This is a genomic window from Brevundimonas sp. FG8, assembly GCF_057808845.1.
The window spans coordinates 102,352-123,501 of record NZ_JBMDIU010000002.1; the positions used below are offsets into that span (position 1 = coordinate 102,352).

Genomic DNA, 21,150 nt, shown 5'->3' on the forward strand with positions numbered 1-21,150 from the left:
AGGAGATCGACGAATGACGCCCGTGCTCACCGACCCGCGCCTGATCGTCGGCCTGGACCTGCCCTCGCTGGACGCCGCCCGCGCCATGGTCGAGCGGCTGGGCGCGACGGTGACCTCCTACAAGATCGGCCTCACCCTGCTGGCCCGTCCCGGCGGTGTCGTCTTCGCTCACGAGCTCAGGGCGGCTGGCAAGATGGTGTTTCAGGACTGGAAACTGCACGATATCGGCGCCCAGGTCGAAGGCGCGGCCCGCGCGGTGGCCGAGGGCGGATGCGATCTGCTGACGGTCCACGCCGAGCCGCAGGTGATGACCGGTGCGGTCAAGGGCCGCGACGCCGCCGGATCGGGCACCAAGCTTCTGGCGGTGACGGTGATGACCAGCCTGTCGGACGGCGATCTGACCGACATCGGCTACGGCCACACCGCAGCCCAGCTCGTCGAGCGGCGGGTGCGGCAGGCGCTGGACTGCGGCGTGGACGGCGTGGTCTCCAGCCCGCTGGAGGCTGCCCGTGTGCGCGAGATCGCGCTTGAGGCCGGTCGTCCCGACTTCCTGATCGTCACCCCCGGCGTTCGCCCTGAAGGCGCGGACAAGGGCGACCAGCAGCGCGTCGCCACCCCGCGCGCGGCGCTGGAAGCCGGCGCGACCCATCTGGTCGTCGCCCGTCCGGTCGTCGGAGCCGGGAATCCGCTTCTGGCGGCCTCGGCCATCGTCGAATCGATCGACGGTGTCGCGATCGGGGCCTAACCCCGCTCGCCGGGCTCCTGACGGTATTCCTGACGCGGCAGGCGACGGCGTTGCGGCTGGGCCGGACGCTCGATGCGCGGCTCGATCCGGGCCGGCGGGTCGTAGCGCTGCGGTTCAGGCAGGTAGGCGGGCGGATAGGGCGCGGCGGGACGGTCGCGATCACAGCCGCAATCGCGACGCTCGTACCGGTCGTCGTCGCGGCGATTGTAATCGTCACGGGCCTCATACCGGCGGGCGTCCTCTCGGACATAGCCGCCCTCGTACGCCTCGTACTCGCTGTAGCTCTCGCGGACCTCGTAGCGGGCTTCCTCTCGGCTCTCATAGCGATCGTGGCGCTCGCTGTACCCATAGCGGCCGCCCCGGTCGCGGTCGTAGCCAGCGTCGTCATAGCGGTAGCCGCAGCGCGACGGGCGATAGTCGTCCCGGCCCATGCCGGTGACCACATAGCCGAACGGCGCCGAGGGGCAGGCCGGGCGCGAAAGCACGCGCTCATCATAGATCGCCGGGCCGCCGGAGTAGTAGCCGCCTGCGTCTCCGCCATAGCCGCCACCGACATAGAAGGTTCCGCCACCGGCATAGCCGCCCCGGGCGCCGCCGACGTCATAGGTCCGGGCGTTCAGATAACCGCGCGCCGAAGCCCCGGCCGAGGCATAGGCCTGCGCCGAAGCATTGACGTTCACATTGATGTTCGTATTGCCGCCGCCATGCGCGGGCGGACGATGACCGCCGCCTCCGCCGCCATGACAGCAGGGCGTCGGCGGCTGGGGCTGATGTCCGCCGCCGCCTCGACGATCACCGGCGAAGGCGGGCGAAGCGGCGAGGATCAACAGGGCGGCTCCGGCCGCGGCGGTAAGCATACGCATGTCACGGACTCCGTTTCAGGAGCCGTTATGGCGCGCACAGGACAGGGGCCGCCCGACCTTGCACCGTCAGGGGGAGCCTTCGGCCGCGCATTCGCCCGACAGGGTGCAAATTAACCCTGCCCGCATCGGGTCAGCCTTCGCCGTCAGAAGTCGACCGCGATGCCCTTCTTCTCCCAATCGCCGAAACGGGTCGGCTCGGGCCCGCGCGGACCGCCATGCTCGGTCGCCAATTCCGTCGCTTCCGATGCGGCGCGACGATCCGCCGCCTCCAGCAGGGCGCGGCGCGCGGCCTCGCTCAAGGGCCGCTCAGGCGTGGCGTGCGGGACATCTTCGTTGAAGACGGGGGCGGATTCGGTCTCGGGGGTGGGATGATCGGTCACAGCGTTCTCGCCTTGAGCCAATGCGTTGCAATTCGCAAATTGGAAGTCTCCCCAACCGGCGCCATCCGCCCCTCTGTCGAACCCCGATGAACCACCTGAAGACCTTTGCCCTTCTGGCCGTGCTGACCGCCCTGTTCATGGGCGTCGGCTACATGATCGGCCGCGTGCCGGGCATGCTGATCGCGCTGGCGGTCGCCGGAGGCATGAATATCTTCAGCTACTGGAATGCCGACAAGATCGTGCTGAAGATGTACCGCGCCCAGCCGGTGGACGAGAGCCATCCGAACGCCGTGGTCCGCACCTATGTCGCCGACACCCTGCAGATGGCGCGAGACGCGGGCATGCCTCGCCCGATGATCGCCATCATCCCCAACGATCAGCCGAACGCCTTCGCCACGGGCCGCAATCCGGAAAACGCCGCCGTCTGCGCCACCACCGGCCTGCTGGACATGCTGACCCGCGAGGAGATTCGCGGCGTGATGGCGCACGAGCTGGCTCACGTGAAGAACCGCGACACCCTGACGATGACGGTCACCGCGACCATCGCGGGCGCCATCGCGGCGCTGGCCAATTTCGCCCTCTTCTTCGGTGGAGGGGATGACCGCGAACGTCCCGGCGGTATCATCGGGACGCTCGCTCTGATGATCCTGGCGCCGATGGCCGCCGGTCTGGTGCAGATGGCCATCAGCCGCTCGCGCGAGTACGAGGCTGACCGCGTCGGCGCGGAGATCGCGGGCGATCCGAACGCCCTCGCCTCCGCCCTGCAGAAGATCGAGGCCTACGCCCACCGCATCCACAACCCGACCGCCGAGCGCAATCCCGCCTCGGGCCAGCTGTTCATCATCAACCCGCTGGCGGGCAAGGGGGCGGACAACCTGTTCTCGACCCACCCGGCCACCGGCAACCGCGTCCACGCCCTGATGGAGCTGGCGGTGAAGATGGGCCGTCGTCCGGCCCCGCCCCGCCCCGCTGTGGTTGAACCCGCCGCGACCCGGCCGGTGACCACCTCCGTCCCGACCTCCGGCGAACCGCCGGTCCGCCGGGGTCCCTGGAGCTGATCTAGGCTGCGGCCGACAGCGCCTCGAGCACACCCTTGCCGTACCGGTCCAGCTTGGACTGGCCGACACCGGGAATGTGTTCAAGCGCCCGCAGATCGCCCGGCTCCGCCAGGGCGATCTCCAGAAGGGTCTTGTCCTGGAAGATGACATAGGGCGGCACCCGCTGCTCCGCCGCCCGCTCGCGTCGCCAATTGCGCAGCACTTCGAACCGGGCCCGCACGTCGGCGTCCATGTTTTCCAGCGCGGCGTTCCGACCATTGCGGACCCGTTCTCGCGGAGCCGAAACACGCGCCGGGGACAGCCGCACCTCAATCACCCGCTCGCCGCGATAGACGGCGCGCACCGCCTCCGGATCACCCAACCGAACCAGCGGCTTGCCCTCGTTCGGATCCTCGACCAGCAGGCCCTCGAACATCAGGTGGTCGATCACATCCCTCAGGGTATGCGAGGCGATATCCGCACCGATGCCCCAAGTGGACAGGGCCGTCTCCCAAGGCTGAACATCCTTTGTCTTGCCCTGCAGGTGATCGACGATGCGTGTCTTGCCGAAGCGCTCGCCCAGCCGCTGAACCGCCGCCAGAGCCTTCTGGGCCGGGACAGTGGCGTCGAACAGGGCGGGTGGATCACCGCAGATGTCGCAGACTCCACAGCGATCCGCACCGACTTCGCCGAAATAGCGCCGCACCGTCTGCGGACGACAGGTCGCGCCGTCCAGCATGGCGAAGAGTTGACGAACCTTGCGGGTCTGGACCTGTTTGACTTCTTCCGCCATCGGCCGACCCTCAAGGCGGCGCAGGCTCCAGGCGATATCGGACGGACCGTACAGGGTGATGCCCTCGGCGGGCTCTCCATCCCGGCCGCCCCGGCCGATCTCCTGCCAATAGGCTTCCAGCGAACCGGGCGGGTCAGCGTGGATCACGAAGCGGACGTCCGCCTTGTCGACCCCCATGCCGAAGGCGATGGTCGCCACCATCACAGCCCCGTCCTCGGCCAGGAACCGCTCGAGCCGCCTGTCCCGCTCTTTGGTTTCCATGCCTGCGTGATAGGCGATGGCGTTGGTTCCGGCGTCCCTCAAGGCCTGCGCCACACGCTCGCAGCCGTCGCGGCTGCCGCAATAGACGACCCCCGACCTGCCTCGCCTCTGACGTACAAGATCAATCACCGCCGCGTCGGTCTTGGCGCGCGAACCATTTTCCTTGCGGATGGCCGAAAGCTGCAGGTTCGGGCGAGCGAAACTGTCGACGATGACCTTCGCCCCCTCGAGCCGCAAGGACCGGACGATGTCCTCCCGCGTCCGCGCGTCCGCGGTGGCTGTGACGGCGATACGCGGCACGCCGGGGAACAGTTCCGCCAGCTTGCCCAGCGTCCGGTAGTCGGGGCGGAAATCATGCCCCCATTGCGAGACACAGTGTGCTTCATCAATCGCGATAAGGCTCAGGGGCAGTTCATGCAGCCGGTCGATCAGATGTGGCTGCGCGAGTCCCTCAGGCGAGACATAAAGAAGGTCCAGTTCACCGGCCCGCACGGCCCTCCAGATGGCCGAGCGGTCGTCCATCGACACGCCCGAATCCAGTCTCGCTGCCGAGACACCTTGTTGTTTCAGGGCTTCGACCTGATCGGTCATGAGGGCGATCAGGGGCGAAACCACCAGCCCCAGACCGGGACGCAGCATGGCCGGGATCTGATAGCAGACCGACTTGCCCCCACCGGTCGGCAGTACCGCCAACACATCGCGGCCCGAAAGGATTTCCTCGACCACCCCGGCCTGCATGCCGCGAAAGTCGGCGTGGCCCCAGACGCGCTCCAGCGTGGCGCGCGCATCGGCCAAGGTCGGAGCGGAGACTGAGTCGGGGAGCATGGCGGCGTTGTGCCCGATCTGTTCCGGGGTGTCACCGGCAGGCGTGGTCCGCTAGAGGAGCCAGATGACCACGCTCCTCTATGGCCGCCCCCCGGCGGTGTTCGATCCGCCCGGCGCCGCGACCCAGACCTCGCCCCTGATTCCAGGTGCGATGGCGCTGGAATCCCTGCCCGAAAGCAGCGCGGACTCGATCATGATCTACGCCCCGCCCGGTGTGCTGGAACGGCGCTACACCCTCGCCGTCGCCCTCAAGGCCCTGAAACCCGGCGGACGGCTGGACGTCATGGCCCCCAAGGACAAGGGTGGCTCGCGCCTGAAGAAGGAGCTGGAAGCCTTCGGCGCCGAGGTCGGTGAAAGCGCCAAGGCCCACCACCGCCGCTGTCTGGTGATCAAGGGTGACGGCCTGACCGGACTGGACGCCGCCATCGACGCCGGCGCACCCCGCATCGTTCCGGGTTTGGACGCATGGTCCCAACCCGGCGTCTTCGCCTGGGACAGGATCGATCCGGGCTCGGCTCTGCTGGCCCATACCTTGCCGGCCCTGAAGGGCGCGGGAGCCGATCTGGGTTGCGGCTATGGCGCATTGGCCACCGTGGTGCTCCGCTCATCCGCGGTGACCGCCCTGCGCCTGTATGATCTCGACCGGCGGGCCGTCGAGGCGGCGCGCAGGAATGTCGACGACAGCCGCGCCGTCATCGAACAGGCCGACGTGCGCACCCTCCCGACGAACGGCGATCTGGACTTCATCGTCACCAATCCGCCCTTCCACGACGGCGGCGCCGAGGACAAGCGACTGGGTCAGACCTTCATCCGGCAGGCCGCCGGAATGCTGAAGAAGGGCGGAACCCTCTGGCTGGTCGCCAACCGGCACCTTCCCTACGAGGCCGAGCTGAACGAGGCCTTCAAACGGGTCCGGATGGTGGCCGACACGGGCGGCTACAAGGTCTTCGAGGCGGTGAAGTGAGCCGCCCTCAAGTAGCCCGACGGGCGATAGGGCAATGAAAAAGACCCCGACCAGCCGCGTGGACAAGCTGCTGGGCTCGCTGGGCTACGGCTCACGGGCCGAGATGGCGCGCATGGGCAAGGCCGGCGGCATCGTGCTGGACGGCGTCGACATCACCGATGTGTCAAAGCGCATCGCAGTGACGCCCGACCTGCCGACGCGGATGGAGATCGACGGCGAGCCGCTGGACCCGCCGCAGGGCGTGGTCATCCTTCTGCACAAGCCGCTGGGCATGACCTGTTCGCACAAGGAGGACGGGGCGCTGGTCTATGACGTCCTGCCCGACCGCTGGCGGCGGCGCGACCCGGCCATTTCGACCATAGGACGGCTGGACAAGGAGACCTCCGGCCTGCTGCTGATGACCGACGACGGCGACCTGCTGCACCGGGTCATTTCGCCGAAGAAGAACGTCGCCAAAATCTATCGCGCCCGGCTGGCCCGCCCGCTGGACGGCTCCGAGGCCGCCCTGTTCGCCTCGGGTGAGCTGCTGCTCGAGAACGACGACCGCCCGCTGAAGCCCGCCGGGCTTGAGATCGTCTCCCCGACCGAAGCCCTCGTCTCCGTGACCGAGGGCCGCTACCACATGGTCCGCCGGATGTTCGCCGCCGTCGGCAACCACGTCGAGGCCCTGCACCGCGAACGGCTGGGCGGTCTGTCCCTGCCCGACGACCTGCCCCCCGGGCAGTGGCGACTGCTGACCGAAGACGAGATCGACGCCATCTTCACCGGCTGACGGAACTCCGTCCCCGTCTGTCCGCTAAGGCTCAGCTTCGACGGAGAACCGATGACCGGCGCCACCCTCAAACGTGACCTCAGGACCGGGCGGTCTCTCTGGGCTGACAGTCCGGGGCTGGGCGTCCACACGCGTACGCTCGGCAAGGCTATCTCCGTCGACGTCGCTATCGTCGGCGCGGGGATCAGCGCGGCCTTCATGGCCCGCGAGCTGTCGCGCGATCATTCCGTGGCGGTGCTGGACCGGCGCCCGCCGCTTTCCGGCTCGACCATCGCCTCGACGGCCCTGTTGCAGTGGGAGATCGACCTTCCCCTGACCGCCCTGTCCCAGCGGATCGGCGCGGCCAGCGCGAAGCGGGCCTACCTGCGATCCCGGCGCGCAATAAAAGACCTGAAGCGGATCGTGGTGGAGGAGCGGATCGTCTGCGGCCTGTATGACAAGGACACCCTTTATCTGGCCGGAGACGCGTATGGGCATCGCGCGCTGGAGGCGGAGGCGGACGCTCGCGCCGCCTTGGGGCTGGAGAGTCGATACATCAGGCCTGCGGACCTTCGCGACCGGTTCGGCATCGACCGCACCGGCGCCATCCTGAGCCGGGGCTCGGCGAGCGGCGACCCTGCCCGTCTGGCTGCAGGGTTGCTCCGACGGGCCGCGGCGGACGGCGCCGGAATTTATTCTCCGGTTGAGGTGCTCGAGGCCGTCAGCGACCCGGACGGCGTCACCCTGCTGACCGACGCCGGACAACCGGTTCGCGCCGGCGCCGTCATCTTCTGCTGCGGATATGAGTTTCCCAAGGCGGTGCCGACCCCCGGCGCCGAGGTGATCTCGACCTGGGCGCTGGCCTCAAAGCCCCGGACGCCCTGTCCCCGCTGGCTGAAGGACACTCTCCTCTGGGAAGCGGCGGACCCGTACCTCTATCTGCGCATGAGCCGCGACGGTCGGCTGATCGTCGGCGGCGAGGATGAGGCATCATCCACCGCCCACGCCGACAGGGCGAAGCTGAAGCGCAAATGCGCCACCATCGCCGAAAAGCTTAAGCGCCTGCTGCCGATGGTCGAGTTTGACATCGACTACAGCTGGGCCGGCGCCTTTGGAGAAAGCAGCACAGGCCTGCCGTCCATCGGCCCCGTGCCGGGCATGGAGCATGCCTGGGCCGTTATGGGGTTCGGCGGCAACGGCATCACCTATTCGGTGATCGCCAGCCAGATCGTGTCCTCGGCGCTACGTGGAAAGCCTGATACGGACGCGGATCTGTACCGATCTTGACCCGGTCGCCCGAGGGGCGCACCGCCATTGCCATGACCCGGGCGAAGATTTGCGGACTGACGACGCCGGATACGCTGGACGCGGCCCTTGGCGGCGGCGCGGCCTTCGTCGGCGCGGTGGTGTTCCCGAAAAGCCCTCGCCACATCGCACCCCTGCACGCCGCCACCCTGTTCGAGCGCGCGCGGGGCAAGGCGAAGATCGTCGCCGTCACGGTTGATGCCGACGATGCCCTGCTGACCGAGATCGCCCTGATACTGAAGCCCGACCTAATCCAGCTGCACGGATCGGAGCCCCCGGAACGGGCCGCACAGGTCCGGAGCCTGACCGATGCGGGCATCATCCGCGCCCTGTCCGTCCGCAACGCGGCCGACATCGACGCCGCGAAGGCCTGGGAGCCCGAAGTGGAGCACCTGATGTTCGACGCGAAGCCGCCCGAGGGCTCATTCCTGCCCGGCGGTGTCGGCGCCTCCTTCGACTGGACCCTGCTGGCCGGCCGATCCTTCGCAAAGCCCTGGTTCCTCGCCGGCGGCCTCACCCCCGACAACGTCGCGGACGCGGTCCGCATCGCGAGCGCGCCCCTGGTGGACGTGTCCTCTGGCGTGGAAAGCGCCCCGGGTGTTAAGGACCCTGCCCGGATCGCGGCGTTTCTGAACGCCGTATCCACCGCCTGATTTCCGCCGCCTGCCCGCGTGAGTTTGCCCTCGTGAACGCCATCATACCCAACGACTACAGCTTCCCCGACGCGGAGGGCCGGTTCGGTCCCTATGGCGGACGGTTCGTGGCCGAAACCCTTATGCCGCTGATCCACGAGCTGAATGACGCCTACGATGCGGCCAAGGCAGATCCGGCGTTCCAGGCCGAACTGGACAGCTTCCTGACCGACTATGTCGGTCGCCCCAGCCCGATGTATTTCGCCGAGCGTCTGACGGCCCATCACGGCGGCGCCGACATCTGGTTCAAGCGGGACGAGCTGAACCACACAGGCGCCCACAAGGTGAACAACTGCATGGGCCAGATTCTTCTGGCCATGCGGATGGGCAAGACCCGGATCATCGCCGAGACCGGCGCAGGCCAGCACGGCGTGGCCACCGCCACCGTCTGCGCCCGCTTCGGGCTGAAATGCATCGTCTACATGGGCGCCACCGACGTGGAGCGTCAGGCCCCGAACGTCTTCCGCATGAAGCTGCTCGGCGCCGAGGTGGTCCCGGTGACCTCGGGTCGCGGCACGCTGAAGGATGCGATGAACGAGGCGATGCGGGACTGGGTGACCAATGTCGAGGACACCTACTACCTTATCGGCACCGCCGCCGGACCGCATCCCTATCCGGCCATGGTGCGGGACTTCCAGTCGGTGATCGGCCGCGAGACCCGCGCCTCCATGCTGGCTCGCAAGGAGAAGCTGCCGGACGCCTGCGTGGCGGCCATCGGCGGCGGCTCGAACGCCATCGGCCTGTTCTACCCCTTTATCGGTGACGCCGGCGTGCGTCTGATCGGGGTTGAGGCCGCCGGTCGCGGACTGGACGGCCCGGATCACGCCGCCTCCATCCAGGGCGGCCGCCCCGGCGTCCTGCATGGCAACCGCACCTATCTGCTGCAGGATGACGACGGCCAGATCCTGGAGGGCCACTCCATCTCGGCCGGTCTGGACTACCCCGGCATCGGTCCCGAGCACGCCTGGCTGAAAGACATCGGCCGCGCCGAGTACCGCGCCGCCACCGACGCCGAGGCCCTTGAGGCCTTCCAGCTGTGTTCCAGGCTGGAGGGGATCATCCCGGCCCTGGAGCCCAGCCATGCCCTCGCCCGCATCGGCGAGATCGCGAAAGAAGTAGGCAAGGGCGGCGATGTGGTGCTGAATATGTGCGGGCGGGGCGACAAGGACATCTTCGCCGTGGCGAAGCATCTGGGCGTGGAGCTCTAGGACACCATGAAGACCCTCATTCTGGCCGCCACGGCGGCCCTGATCGCGGCGCCGGCTCTGGCCCAGACCGCGCCGACGCCCCGACTGAACGTGGAGATCCCCGAGGTCGCCTCCGTCAGCGCCGATCCGACCTGCGGCGGGAACGCCGGTCTGGCGCAACAGGCCTTCTGTGTGACGACGACGCAGGCGGCGATCACGACCGTGGTCGACACCTTTACCGCCGACTTCAGCCGTCAGGGGTGGATCGCCGCCGGTGGAAGCGACAATCGGGTCGTCTACGTGAAGCGCAAGGAAGGCGGCGGCTGCGACGGTTTCCAGATGCTGGCCTTCGCCGATGAATCCCGCGTACAGGCGCCCGGCGCTCCGGCCTGGCTGGCGTTCGCGGCCATTCCCGGCGATGTCTGCGCGGCTCACCCCGCACCGACGCCCGCCAACCCCTGACGGCGCCGCTCATGCCGACCCCTTTTGCCCTGGCCGCCCTGTCGGGACCGGCCGCCGCCCCCGCTGCGACCGCCCAATGACCACACACCGTATCGACGCCCGCTTCGCCGCCCTCAAGGCGGAGGGCCGGGCCGGTTTTGTCGCCTATGTGATGGCCGGCGACCCCTCGCGCGATGAGTCCCTTGAAATCCTGCGCGGACTTCCGGCGGCGGGTGCGGACATCATCGAGCTGGGCTTCCCCTTCTCGGACCCCATGGCCGAAGGCCCCCCCATCCAACGGGCTGCCCTGCGCGGCCTCAAGGCCGGTCTGACGCTTAAGGGCACGCTTGATCTGGCCAAGGCCTTCCGCGAAGGCGATGCGGATACCCCGCTCATCCTGATGGGGTATCTCAATCCGCTTGAAAGCTACGGCTACGAGGCCTTCGCCCGCGACGCCGCGGCCAGCGGCGTGGACGGCGTGATTATCGTCGATTGCCCGCCTGAGGAAGCCGATCCTCTGACCGACGCCCTGGACCCCCACCAGGTCTCCCTGATCCGGCTGGCGACCCCAACCTCGGACGACGCCCGCCTGAAGGTGATCGCCCGGCGGACCTCCGGCTTCGTCTATTATGTCTCGGTCGCGGGTGTGACCGGGGTCAAGGAAGCCCAGGCCGGTTCGGTCGCTCCCGCGGTCGAGCGAGTGCGCAAGGCGTCGGGCCTGCCGGTCGCTGTCGGTTTCGGAATCAAGACGCCGGAACGGGCGGCCGAGGTCGCCCGCGTGTCCGACGCCGTCGTCGCCGGCTCCGTGCTGGTGGACGAAGTCGCCGCCGCTCTTGAAGCGAACGAACCCGCCGCTCCGCGCGTTCTGGCGAAGGTGCGCAGCCTCGCCGACGCGGTGAAGGGTGCGCGCGCGACAGAAACCGTCTGATCTGAACCGCATCGTTCTGAAACCAGATGCGTCGCATCTGGCTCGAAAATGCTCTAAAGCGCCCCGCATGGTCGACAAGAACAAACCTCAGCAGGAGAAGCGCGGCGGCTGGCTGTCCCGCTTCGCCCCCGGCGTCCGCAAGATCGTCAGCCGTCGGGACACGCCTGACAATCTCTGGGTCAAGGACCCGGACAGCGGCGAGATGCTCTATCGCTCGGACCTCGAGAACGCCCTTTGGGTGACCCCCTCGGGCCGTCACATGCGCATCGACGCGCCGACGCGCCTGCGCTTCACCTTCGACGGCGGCCAGTACGAGTCCATCGACACCCCCGACGTGCCGGAAGACCCGCTGAAATTCTCGGACGGCAAGCCGTACAAGGATCGCCTGAACGCCGCGCGCAAGGCCGCCGGCCGCAAGGACACCATGGCCATCGGCTTTGGTGAGATCGACGGGACCGAAGCCGTCGCCATCGTCCAGGACTTCACCTTCATGGGCGGATCGCTGGGCATGGCCGCGGGCGAAGCCTTCATCGCCGCCGCTCGCGCCGCCATCGCACGCGGCGTGCCGCTGGTCTGCTTCACCGCCGCCGGCGGCGCCCGTATGCAGGAAGGCGCCCTCAGCCTGATGCAAATGGCCCGCACGACGCTGGCGATCCAGGAACTGAAGGCCGCCCAACTGCCCTTCGTCGTCGTCCTGACCGACCCGACCACCGGCGGCGTCACAGCCAGCTACGCCATGCTTGGCGATGTCCATCTGGCCGAGCCCGGCGCCCTGATCGGCTTCGCCGGTCCGCGCGTCATCGAGGCGACCATCCGCGAGAAACTGCCGCCGGGCTTCCAGCGCGCCGAATACCTTCAGGAAAAGGGCATGGTCGACAAGGTCGTCGCCCGTGGCGATCTGCCTGAAACTCTCGGCCAGATACTGTCGATCCTGATGGGCGGGAAGCGCCGGGCCGCGTAATAGCGGTCATGGACCCGATCTCCGAACGCCTTCGCGCGCGGCATCCGCAACGCATCGACCTGTCACTGGGTCGAATGAAGGCCTTGTGCGCGGCGCTTGGCGATCCGCAGGATCGCCTGCCGCCCGTCATCCATGTGGCGGGCACCAACGGCAAGGGCTCGACCGTGGCCCTGCTGCGCGCCATCGCCGAGGCGGCGGGACTCAAGGTCCACGTTTATACCTCCCCGCATCTGGTGCGGTTCAACGAGCGCATCCGGCTGGCCGGCGAACTGATCACCGACAAGGCCCTGAACCTTATCCTCGACAGGATCGAGACCGTATCGGGCGAAGCGACCGTCTTCGAAAGCACGACCGCCGCCGCCTTCGTCGCCATGACCGAGACCCCGGCCGATCTCGCCATCATCGAGGTCGGGCTTGGCGGGGTGCTGGACGCCACGAATGTGATCGAGCGTCCGCTGCTCAGCCTGATCACTCCGGTCGATCTGGATCATGCGGAGTTTCTGGGCACGTCCCTGCGTGGCATCGCGATCGAAAAGGCCGGCATTCTGAAGCCCGGAGCGCGCGGCCTGATCGCCCGACAGGCTGAAGAGGCCATGGCCGCCATCGAGGTGGTCGCCCAGGCTGTTGGCGCACCCCTGACCGTCATGGGCGTGGACTTCGACGCCTGGGCCGAGCGAGGCGGCATGGCCTTCCAAGACCAGGAGCGCTTTCTCGACCTCCCCGCGCCCGCGCTGACGGGCGGGCATCAGATCGACAACGCTGGTCTCGCTGTCGCCGCCGCGCTGGAACTGGACCTGCCCGAAACCGCCATCGTCGAGGGCCTGAAGACGGTGCGCTGGCCGGCTCGGTTGCAACGCCTGACCGCCGGTCCCTACGGCGAGGCGGCGAGGGCGGCGGACGCGGAGCTCTGGCTGGACGGCGGGCACAATCCCCATGCGGCCCGGGCGCTGGCGACGGCGCTGGCCTCCCGACAGGCGAAAGCGCCCCGTCCCACGGCCCTGATCGTCGGCATGCTGGGCAACAAGGATGCGGGCGGCTTCTTCGAGGCGCTGAAGGCATCCGACGCCACCGTTTTCACCGTCGGCTTCGAGGGCGCGGCGGCAGACCCGGAAGCGCTGGCGGCCGTCGCACGTGGCCATGGACTGGGCGCCGCGGTCTCGGGCTCCGTCGATCAGGCGCTGACGCAAGCCCTGCGGCTGGGCGCGGGACGCGTGGTCATCTGCGGCTCCCTCTATCTGGCAGGCGAGGTTCTGGGCGCGTCGCCCGAGACCTGGCCGACCTGAGCCGGACAGAACAACGCCCGCCCGGCGAGGCCGGACGGGCGCGTCTGAAGTGACGACAAAGCGGCGGCGATCAACCCTCGGCCTTCACCCCGGCCTCGGCCAGCCATTCGACAATCTTGCCCTTGGGCATGGCGCCGACCTTCATCGAGGCCATCTGACCGTCCTTGAACAGCATCAGCGTGGGGATGCCCTTCACGCCCAGCTTGGACGGCGTCATCGGACTGTCGTCGATGTTCACCTTGGCGATGGTGACCTGACCGTTCAGTTCGTCGGCGATCTGCTCCAGCGCAGGGCCGATCTGCTTGCACGGGCCGCACCATTCCGCCCAGAAGTCGACCAGCACCGGCTGGGACGCCTTGAGCACGTCGGTTTCGAAGCTTTCGTCAGTGACCTTGACGGTGGCCATGGATGTTCTCCTGACGGCCCGCGCGGGACCGCGTCGCATGAATGTCAGCCGGACACCTTAGGGTGATTCCGGCCCGTTGCAGCCGATGTGGGAAACCAGGCCCCCAAAATCAACGGATCAGCGCCGCCTCCAGCATCGCCTGCGGAACCGGCATCAGCTGCGGCCCGTCCGTCCAGACGAGAGCCGCCGCCACCGGTCGATCGGGATACATTTGTCCCAAGATGGAGACATAAACCGCCAACTGCAGCACATAGGCCGGGTCCGCATCCTCGATCCTCGAGGGCGCCGGGCGGTTGGTCTTGTAATCGACCACCAGAACCCGCTCAGGTGTAACCACCAATCGGTCCATGCGACCGGAGACGGTCACCCCGTTGACCCTTCCCGTCAGCGCGACCTCGGGCCGGGAACCTTGGCCGAAGACCGGCGCGAACAGCGGATGGTCGAGAACCGTCAGCGCCGCCCCGATCATTTCCGCCCGTTGCTCTCCGCTCAAATCCCGCTCTCGGGACAACAGGCGTCCGGCGATCGCCGGACGTTGGTCCGACGGGACTTCAGGCAATCGTTCAAGCAGACGGTGGATCAGGTCGCCCCGCCGGAATCGCCCAAGGCCGCCGCCTCCCATAGAGAGAGGCGAAGGCGCCGGGATGCGCAGCACCTCGTCCATCTGCGAGGGTGATGCGATCCGGGCGGCGGGGTCAGGCGAGGGAGAAACGCGGGCCCAGTCCGGCGCGATGACACGCCCGGCCGGAGCCGCGCCTTTCGGCGGCGCCTGGCCGGGATCGACCCCGTAGCGGCGCAGCTCGCCCACCATCCGGACCTGTCCCTCCAGACCGTCAAAGGTGCGGGTCAGGACATCCCACCAGCTGCCTTCGTCAAAGCCGGCCTTTGTCTTCGCGCTGCCCTTGCCCATGATCACGATCCGGTCCCGGGCGCGGGTCAGGGCGACATAGAGCAGACGCAGGGTCTCGGCGTCCGCCTGGGCCTGCCGGGCGTCGCGCGCGGCGCGCGAGGCTTCGCAGTCCTCCTTCGAGCTGCCCGGGCACATCAGCCAGGCCTCGGAGCCATCCTCCAGCGCCACAGGCATGAGGGACGGCCCCTGAGCCTTCGCCCGGCTGGTGGTGTCCGGCAGGATGACTACCGGCGCCTCCAGCCCCTTGGCGCCGTGGACCGTCATGACGCGAACCTCGCCACGTGGCCCCTCCAGCTCCCGCTTCACCTCCACGTCAGCGGCTTCAAGGCGGGCCAGACAGGTCTCCAGGTCGATGGCTCCCCGGCCCTCGGCCGCCAGCACCTGGTTCAGCGTCTCATCGATCGCCTCTTCGGCCTCCGCGCCCAGACGCCGCAGGATCCGCGCCCGTCCCGAAACGCCCGTGTCGTCCACCCGGCTGAGCACGGCGGAGAAGAAGGCGAAAGGATCACGGTCACTCATGGACAGGGCGAAGTCCAGCATGTCCCGCGCTCGGGACCATTCCGGCCGCTCACCGGCGCGGTCCGTCAATTCCCGCCACAGCCGCCGACGTTCAGACTTTGCGCCCGCGAGGGCGAACAGTCCGTCCTCATCCACATCGCACAGGGGGCTGCGCAGCAGGCCCGCCAACGACAGATCGTCGTCCGGATAGAGGACAAAGCGGGCCAGGGCGATCAGGTCATCAAAGACGATGTGCGACGACAGCTTCAGCCGGTCCGCCCCCGCCACGGGCACGCCCGCCGTCTTCAGCGCCCGGATGATCTCCTCGAAGGTCGCATCGCGACGACGCACCAGGATCAGGAAGTCGCCATAGCCCGATGGGCGAGGCTCGCGGGTCTTCCGATCATACACCGTGACCCCGGTCTCGACCTGCAGCCGGATATCGCTAGCCAGATCGGCCGCCAGTTGCTTGCGGGCCGAGACAGCGGATTCCTGATCGACCGGCGCGTCCCATGCCTCGCGGTCGGGCCCCTTGATCTCCTGATGCAGAGGCCAGAGGTCGACCGAACCGGCCTGTCCCGACCGCATGGCGGTGTGAGTGGGCACGGCCGCCAGGCTTTCACCGACCAGTGCGGCGGCTCGCTCCGGTCCGGCGAAGACCGCGTCCACAAAGCCCAGCACATCCGGGGTCGAGCGGAAGGATTTGGCCAGCTCTACAGCCCTGAATTCCGATCCGGCGCCCTGCACCATCATGTCATAGCGCTGGGACTCCTGACGCAGCCGCTGCGGACGGGCGCCCTGGAAGGAATAGATCGACTGCTTCTCGTCGCCCACCGCGAAGACCGTGCGGTCCAGCCTTTGGCCCGATGGCGGCGGAGGCGTGAACCGTCGCCCCCCTTCCCCTGCGAAGAAGCTTTCGGTCAGGGCTTTCAATATGTCCCACTGCTGGGGCGCGGTGTCCTGCGCCTCATCGACCAGCACATGCTCTATGCCGCCGTCCAGCTTGTAGAGCACCCAGGCCGCCGAAGCCCGATGGGTCAGAAGCTCAACCGTCCTTGCGACCAGATCACCGAAGTCCAGCGCCCCGGTCGCGGCCTTGGCCTGCTCGTAAAGCCGCGCATGGGCCGCAGCGAGGGTCAGGACATGGATCGTGTCCCGCGCCACCCGCAGACGCCGGACCTGCTCCAGCGTCGAGACGTATTTCATCTGCAGATCGGCCAGCCAGCCCCTTGCCGTGGGGGGAGCCTTGGATGTCGCCATCGCCTTGCGCGGCTCGCCTCCGGTGAGGAAGACCTCGGCGATCCCGGCGAAGGTCCAGTCCGCGGCCCGCATCCGGTCAGCGCACTTCTGGTCGTTGGTCCCGCCCATCGCCATGGCGGAGGCCGTCTCCAGCCACTCCGCGCGGTCGAGGAAGCGCATGAAATCGCCCTCCACCGCCTCGGCTGTCTGCTCCGGGTGAGCGCCCACGAGCAGATGGGGGGCCGGCGCCCGACCTTCGGCGACCCTGTCGACATAGTCCGCCAACTTGTCCCGGTCCGTCTCGATCAAGGCCAGAAGCGACTGGAATGCGCCCCAGTCCAGCTCGACCGCGAAATGGCTGTAGGCCCGACCGATAGGGCCGTCCGCGTCCTCCAGGGCGGCGCGGGCCAGTTCCTCCCGCACGGAATGCGACAGGGCCACCGCCGCCTGATCCTCCAGCACCGTGAACCCCGGCGTCACGCCCGCCTCGATCGGAAACCGCCGCAGCAGCTTCTCGCAGAAGGCGTGGATGGTCTGGATCTTCAGCCCACCCGGGGTCTCCAGCGCCTTGGCGAACAGGCGGCGGGCGTCCGACAGCTCCGGCCCCGACAGACTGGCCGGATCGCGGCCGTCCAGATCGGCGAGCGACACCCGCAACCTGTCATCATCCAGGACGGCCCATTCGCCCAGCCGATCAAACAGACGCGCCTGCATCTCGGCGGCGGCGGCCTTGGTGTAGGTGACGCACAGAATTTCGCCCGGTCGCACTTCACGCAGCAGCAACCGCGCCACCCGGTCCACCAGGGTCGAGGTCTTGCCCGAGCCGGCGTTGGCCGTGACGAAGACCGACTGGCCCGGATCGGCCGCGGCGATCTGGGCGGGGTCCGGCAGGATACGCGCGCTCATTCGGCGTCCCCCCCGTCCTCACCGCCGACCACATGCCACTCCCACACCCGGGCGAGATGATCGTAGTTGCCGCCGAAATTGCCCATGAACTGGGGGGCCGTCCAACTGAGGTAGGGCGTCACCTCCTCGTCGAAACGGGCGATCCGCGCGGTCAGGCCGGACAGCGCGGCCTCGCACAGCGCCATCGCTTCGGCCCCTTCGCCACGCACCACCTTGCTCCCCGGCTCCTTGCGCCCGACGACCCGCACATAGGTCAGCTCTTCCGGCTCGACCGGTCCCGTGTCCTTCAGCCCGGCCTCCGCCAGAATGGCCCCGGTCAGCGTCAGCTGGGGCGAGAAGCCGGTCTTCACCTGTTTGGCGCTGGGAACGGAGCCGGTCTTGAAGTCCAGCACCGCCGCCCCCGTCGCCGACAACTCGATGCGGTCGACCCTTGCCGTCAGGCGGAACGGCCCGGCAGGCCCCGGAATGACCATTTCCACCCCTTCCTCGACCCGGATTTCAACACCTCGCGCGCGACGCTCCGCCTCGAACCCGGCCAGCCACACGGCCGCGTTGCGCGCCAGCGGCGCCTCGCGCGCCATGGCGGGGTCCTCGAAACCGGCGGTCGCCAGTTCCTCCAGCAGGAACGCCTCCAGCCGGTCGGCGCGGTCTTCGGGAGGGATCTCGGTCCAGAGCAAGGCGAACCGCTCCATCGCCTTGTGCACCGCGTCCCCACGCGCGAGGGCTTCGGCGGCCTGACCGGGCCGGTCCAATTGTCGCAGATTCAGGACATAGCGTGCATAGACGGCATAGGGATCGCGCACCCAGCGTTCGACGCCTGTAACCGCCAACTTTCTCGGCCGCCGCTCGACCGGCGGGCGCGGTGCGGGGCGTGGCGCGTAAGCCGGACGGGACGAGGCCGGCGCATCCAGCCTCCGGGCCTGTTCCAGCGCCTCGGAAGGTCGTGCAATGGAGACGGGCGTCTCGTCTGTGTGAGCCCCTCGGGTCAGCATCTCGAGCCGCCACAGCCAGCGCGACTTCACCGCCGGCTGCCCCCCCCTGCGTTCACAGTGAACCAGAATGGCCTCATCGGCGCTCGCCGCCTGCACGAAATCCTGCGCCGTCTGACCCAGACGGCGTTCGGGTGGTGGCAAACCAAGTGTCTCGCGCATGGGACGCGAAAGGAAAGGGTCCGTCGGCGCGGCGTTCGGCCAGACCCCTTCCTCTAGTCCGGCCAGGATCATCCGGTCGGCCCGCACCAGACGAGCCTCGATGGCGCCGAGGATACGCAGACGCGGTTGATTGGCCCCGCCGGTCCGCACCGTCTCGTCCGCCAGCAGGCCGTGGACCAGATCAGCGAACTCGCTCCGGTTCACCGCACCCAGCGAACCTCCGCCCTCGATCAGGGCTGACAGCAGGGCGGCGGCGGCCTCACCGTCGGGCCCGCCCCACGCGTCCTGCCTTGCCAGGGCTTCGACAAGCCCGGTCAGGGCTCGCGCGGCTGCGTCCGGTAAGGCGGCTTCGGCGAACGGCGCACGCGCCGCGCCGGACAGGGCTTCAAGTCGGTCCAGCAGGGCCCCGGCGGCCGCAAGTCCCGATACTGTGAACTCCGACGCGACCCGCCCGTCGTCTGTCGGCTTGCCCGCCTCGAGGAGCGCCTTTCGCGCACGGCTCCAGTCGCGTCGGCGCGGACCACGCAGGGCGTATCGCTCAAACGCATTGACCGCGCGATCATAGTCGAACGGCTCCAGCGCCAGCCGCACCTGCGGGTGTTTCAACAGCCCCAGGAGGGTGTGGGGGTCCAGCGGATCAGCAATGAAACGTGCCGCCAGATCCACAAGGCGGCCGGCGGACATCCGGCTCAGCGGCTGACCGGAGGACACGTCAGCGCTCACGCCCCAGCGTTCCAGCCGCGCTGCCACCCGCCGCGACAAATCGAGGTCGGGCGTCACCAGCGCACAGGTCCGCCCCGGCGTTTCAAGCGTTTCTCGCATCATCAGGGCGATGGCCGCCGCCGCATCTTCCTCGGCGCGCGCGGTGACGACTGAAAGGCCACGAAGCCCCTCCGCGATCGGGTCCGCCGACTGCTTGCCTGCCGCGTCGGCCCGCAGGCCCCGGATCAGGTTACGCCAGTCGTCTGTAGCGTCCGCGGGCCGCAAGGCCTCATTCAGCAGTCTCTGACGGGCCTTCCCGCGCGCCTCGACGGCGGCTTCGACGGGTGGACGGAACCAGGGCCGCACACCCTCGCGGTCAACCCGGCCGTCCAGCAACCGCCACAGGGCGTTTTGCGGGTGCTGCTCGCTGTCCCGCAGGCGAGACCAGACCATCGGATCGAGATCCATGTCCAGCCCCGGCAGGACGACACAGCCCTGCGGCGCGTTCGCGACGGCGTTCAGAACATCCGCGGCGGCCGGGGCCGAGCCGGTCGATCCGGCGGCGATGACCGGCTGCTCCGGCGGTCGGTCGCGCCAGCTGTCTGCCAGCAACCGCAATAGCTTTGCCCGTCGCCAGGCCGGATCAACCAGCCCCAGCGCCTTCAGCCGTTTCGGCCAAACCTCGACCGCCAGCCCGAGGAACCGCGCCGATTCCTGCCAGTGCTCGGCCAGATCACCCTCGACCAGACCGGCCACCCGACCGATGTCCTCGATCTCCTCCAGATGGCAGGAATCGAGGAAGCCGCCGAGCGCGTCCGCCATCTCCAGAGCCCGCAGAGGCGACAGGTCCGCGCGGAACTGCTCGGTGATCATCCGCGCCATCTCGAAGCGACGCGTCAGGGGCGCGATGGCCGGCGGCAGGTCCAGTCCCAGTTCACCCGGCGCGAACGGCGGCTCGTCCTCTTCCAGATCGCCCAACGGCCGGACCTGCGGCAGCAGAATGGCCCGCCCGCCCGCCTGCTTCGCCAGCGCCCCGGTGAAGGCGCGCGCCGCCCGGCGATTGGGCAGCAGGATCACGGCATCCGACAGGGCCTCCGGCGGATGATCGCCCAGCCAGTCCAGCACCCCCGCGGCGAGGTCTTCCAGAAATGGCCGCCAAGCCTCCACCGCGTACCAGCGCGGTCGGTCGCCGGCGAAGGGATCGAACCGTGACGTCACGGGCGTCCGGCCAGTCTCGCCTCGGCCTCAGCGCGGGCCTGCGGATCACCGACGTGCATCCAGTCGCCGTCCATCACCACCCCGTACAGCCGCCCGGCGGAGGCGGACCGGCGCCAGAACTGGCTCAGCGAGAACGGACCATCGGGCCCGTCAGCGACATAGTCCGGCTTGCAGATGTGCACGCCCATATAGGCGAAGGGGGCTGACGGCGCCTCGCCCCGGAAGGTCAGCCGTCCGCCTTCATCGAGGAAGAAATCGCCGTCGCCTTCAAATCCGATCGAGCCTTCGCGCTTCGCGAGAAGAAGCGCGGCATCCATGATTGACGGATTCCACAGGCGCGCGAGTTGATTCAGGGCCTCGCCCCGATCAACCCAGACGCTGTCGATATTGGCGACAAAGACAGGATCGCTCCCCAGCAAAGGCGCCGCCTTCTTCAGCCCTCCGCCCGTCTCCAGCAGGGTTTCCCGCTCGTCCGAGATGACGATTTCCGGTCCCCGCCCCCGCGCGGCCAGGTGTGCTTCCAGCCGGTCAGCGAACCAGTGGACATTGACCACGGCCTTCGCGACCCCCGCATCCGCCAGTCGATCCAGCACATGGTCGATCAGGGCGCGCCCGCCGACCTCGACCAACGCCTTGGGCCGGTCATTCGTCAGGGGGCGCATCCGGGTGCCCAGCCCGGCGGCCAGCACCATCGCGGTCTTCGG

At 68.5% G+C, this 21,150-nt stretch carries 18 protein-coding genes; 11 read left to right on the forward strand and 7 right to left on the reverse strand.

All coding sequences use genetic code 11. From position 1 onward, the window contains the following. Nucleotides 1-22: 22 nt before the first annotated feature. The gene (gene pyrF, locus ACODRV_RS04120; RefSeq protein ID WP_488907754.1) at nucleotides 23-745 is read left to right on the forward strand and encodes an orotidine-5'-phosphate decarboxylase; all 723 of its coding nucleotides are present in this window, start codon (nucleotides 23-25) and stop codon (nucleotides 743-745) included. Here pyrF and ACODRV_RS04125 read toward each other — a convergent pair. Together ACODRV_RS04125 and ACODRV_RS04130 are read right to left on the reverse strand one after the other, a co-directional pair. Further along, nucleotides 742-1,608 (reverse strand): hypothetical protein, encoded by an 867-nt coding sequence (locus ACODRV_RS04125; RefSeq protein ID WP_488907515.1) that lies wholly within the window; start codon nucleotides 1,606-1,608, stop codon nucleotides 742-744. The two genes, pyrF and ACODRV_RS04125, sit on opposite strands and share 4 nt — an antisense overlap. Before the next feature lie 143 nt (nucleotides 1,609-1,751). Further along, on the reverse strand, nucleotides 1,752-1,988 hold the full coding sequence (locus ACODRV_RS04130) for a DUF1674 domain-containing protein (RefSeq protein WP_141628066.1): 237 nt from the start codon (nucleotides 1,986-1,988) through the stop codon (nucleotides 1,752-1,754). 86 nt (nucleotides 1,989-2,074) lie between these two features. Between ACODRV_RS04130 and htpX the strand changes: the two genes are divergently transcribed. Next, the gene (gene htpX / locus ACODRV_RS04135; protein WP_141628067.1) at nucleotides 2,075-3,046 is read left to right on the forward strand and encodes a zinc metalloprotease HtpX; all 972 of its coding nucleotides are present in this window, start codon (nucleotides 2,075-2,077) and stop codon (nucleotides 3,044-3,046) included. A gap of 1 nt (nucleotide 3,047) precedes the next feature. Here the strand turns inward: htpX and recQ are convergent, their stop codons facing one another. After that, nucleotides 3,048-4,904, reverse strand: a complete 1,857-nt coding sequence (gene recQ, locus ACODRV_RS04140; RefSeq protein ID WP_488907516.1) for a DNA helicase RecQ — start codon at nucleotides 4,902-4,904, stop codon at nucleotides 3,048-3,050. Between the two features lie 64 nt (nucleotides 4,905-4,968). Here recQ and ACODRV_RS04145 point away from each other — a divergent pair, with 64 nt between their 5' ends. The 9 genes from ACODRV_RS04145 to ACODRV_RS04185 all read left to right on the forward strand — a co-directional run bounded on the left by ACODRV_RS04145 (nucleotide 4,969) and on the right by ACODRV_RS04185 (nucleotide 13,416). Beyond that, nucleotides 4,969-5,868, forward strand: coding sequence for a class I SAM-dependent methyltransferase (locus ACODRV_RS04145; RefSeq protein WP_488907517.1), 900 nt, complete (start codon nucleotides 4,969-4,971; stop codon nucleotides 5,866-5,868). 34 nt (nucleotides 5,869-5,902) lie between these two features. Next, nucleotides 5,903-6,640: a pseudouridine synthase gene (locus ACODRV_RS04150; protein ID WP_488907518.1), complete on the forward strand. Its 738-nt coding sequence runs from the start codon at nucleotides 5,903-5,905 to the stop codon at nucleotides 6,638-6,640. Nucleotides 6,641-6,691: 51 nt separating this feature from the next. Next, nucleotides 6,692-7,906 (forward strand): NAD(P)/FAD-dependent oxidoreductase, encoded by a 1,215-nt coding sequence (locus ACODRV_RS04155; protein ID WP_488907519.1) that lies wholly within the window; start codon nucleotides 6,692-6,694, stop codon nucleotides 7,904-7,906. Nucleotides 7,907-7,938: 32 nt separating this feature from the next. Further along, nucleotides 7,939-8,577, forward strand: a complete 639-nt coding sequence (locus ACODRV_RS04160) for a phosphoribosylanthranilate isomerase (RefSeq protein WP_141628414.1) — start codon at nucleotides 7,939-7,941, stop codon at nucleotides 8,575-8,577. A gap of 32 nt (nucleotides 8,578-8,609) precedes the next feature. Next, nucleotides 8,610-9,824 carry a tryptophan synthase subunit beta gene (trpB, locus tag ACODRV_RS04165; protein ID WP_141628072.1) on the forward strand — a complete coding sequence of 405 codons (1,215 nt, stop codon included), beginning with the start codon at nucleotides 8,610-8,612 and terminating at the stop codon, nucleotides 9,822-9,824. A 6-nt stretch (nucleotides 9,825-9,830) separates the two neighbouring features. Then, nucleotides 9,831-10,265 carry a hypothetical protein gene (locus tag ACODRV_RS04170; protein WP_141628073.1) on the forward strand — a complete coding sequence of 145 codons (435 nt, stop codon included), beginning with the start codon at nucleotides 9,831-9,833 and terminating at the stop codon, nucleotides 10,263-10,265. 76 nt (nucleotides 10,266-10,341) lie between these two features. Then, nucleotides 10,342-11,172 carry a tryptophan synthase subunit alpha gene (trpA, locus tag ACODRV_RS04175; protein ID WP_141628074.1) on the forward strand — a complete coding sequence of 277 codons (831 nt, stop codon included), beginning with the start codon at nucleotides 10,342-10,344 and terminating at the stop codon, nucleotides 11,170-11,172. Between the two features lie 67 nt (nucleotides 11,173-11,239). Continuing rightward, nucleotides 11,240-12,133, forward strand: coding sequence for an acetyl-CoA carboxylase carboxyltransferase subunit beta (locus ACODRV_RS04180; RefSeq protein WP_141628075.1), 894 nt, complete (start codon nucleotides 11,240-11,242; stop codon nucleotides 12,131-12,133). Between the two features lie 8 nt (nucleotides 12,134-12,141). Continuing rightward, the gene (locus ACODRV_RS04185) at nucleotides 12,142-13,416 is read left to right on the forward strand and encodes a bifunctional folylpolyglutamate synthase/dihydrofolate synthase (RefSeq protein WP_141628076.1); all 1,275 of its coding nucleotides are present in this window, start codon (nucleotides 12,142-12,144) and stop codon (nucleotides 13,414-13,416) included. Nucleotides 13,417-13,486: 70 nt separating this feature from the next. Here ACODRV_RS04185 and trxA read toward each other — a convergent pair whose 3' ends face one another. The 4 genes from trxA to murU all read right to left on the reverse strand — a co-directional run bounded on the left by trxA (nucleotide 13,487) and on the right by murU (nucleotide 21,138). Continuing rightward, nucleotides 13,487-13,822, reverse strand: a complete 336-nt coding sequence (gene trxA / locus ACODRV_RS04190) for a thioredoxin TrxA (RefSeq protein WP_488907520.1) — start codon at nucleotides 13,820-13,822, stop codon at nucleotides 13,487-13,489. Nucleotides 13,823-13,931: 109 nt separating this feature from the next. After that, nucleotides 13,932-17,375: a double-strand break repair helicase AddA gene (addA, locus tag ACODRV_RS04195; protein WP_488907521.1), complete on the reverse strand. Its 3,444-nt coding sequence runs from the start codon at nucleotides 17,373-17,375 to the stop codon at nucleotides 13,932-13,934. Continuing rightward, nucleotides 17,372-20,446 (reverse strand): double-strand break repair protein AddB, encoded by a 3,075-nt coding sequence (addB, locus tag ACODRV_RS04200; RefSeq protein WP_488907522.1) that lies wholly within the window; start codon nucleotides 20,444-20,446, stop codon nucleotides 17,372-17,374. Before addB ends, addA begins: the two co-directional genes overlap by 4 nt. Next, the gene (gene murU / locus ACODRV_RS04205; RefSeq protein ID WP_141628415.1) at nucleotides 20,443-21,138 is read right to left on the reverse strand and encodes an N-acetylmuramate alpha-1-phosphate uridylyltransferase MurU; all 696 of its coding nucleotides are present in this window, start codon (nucleotides 21,136-21,138) and stop codon (nucleotides 20,443-20,445) included. Before murU ends, addB begins: the two co-directional genes overlap by 4 nt. Nucleotides 21,139-21,150: the final 12 nt, after the last annotated feature.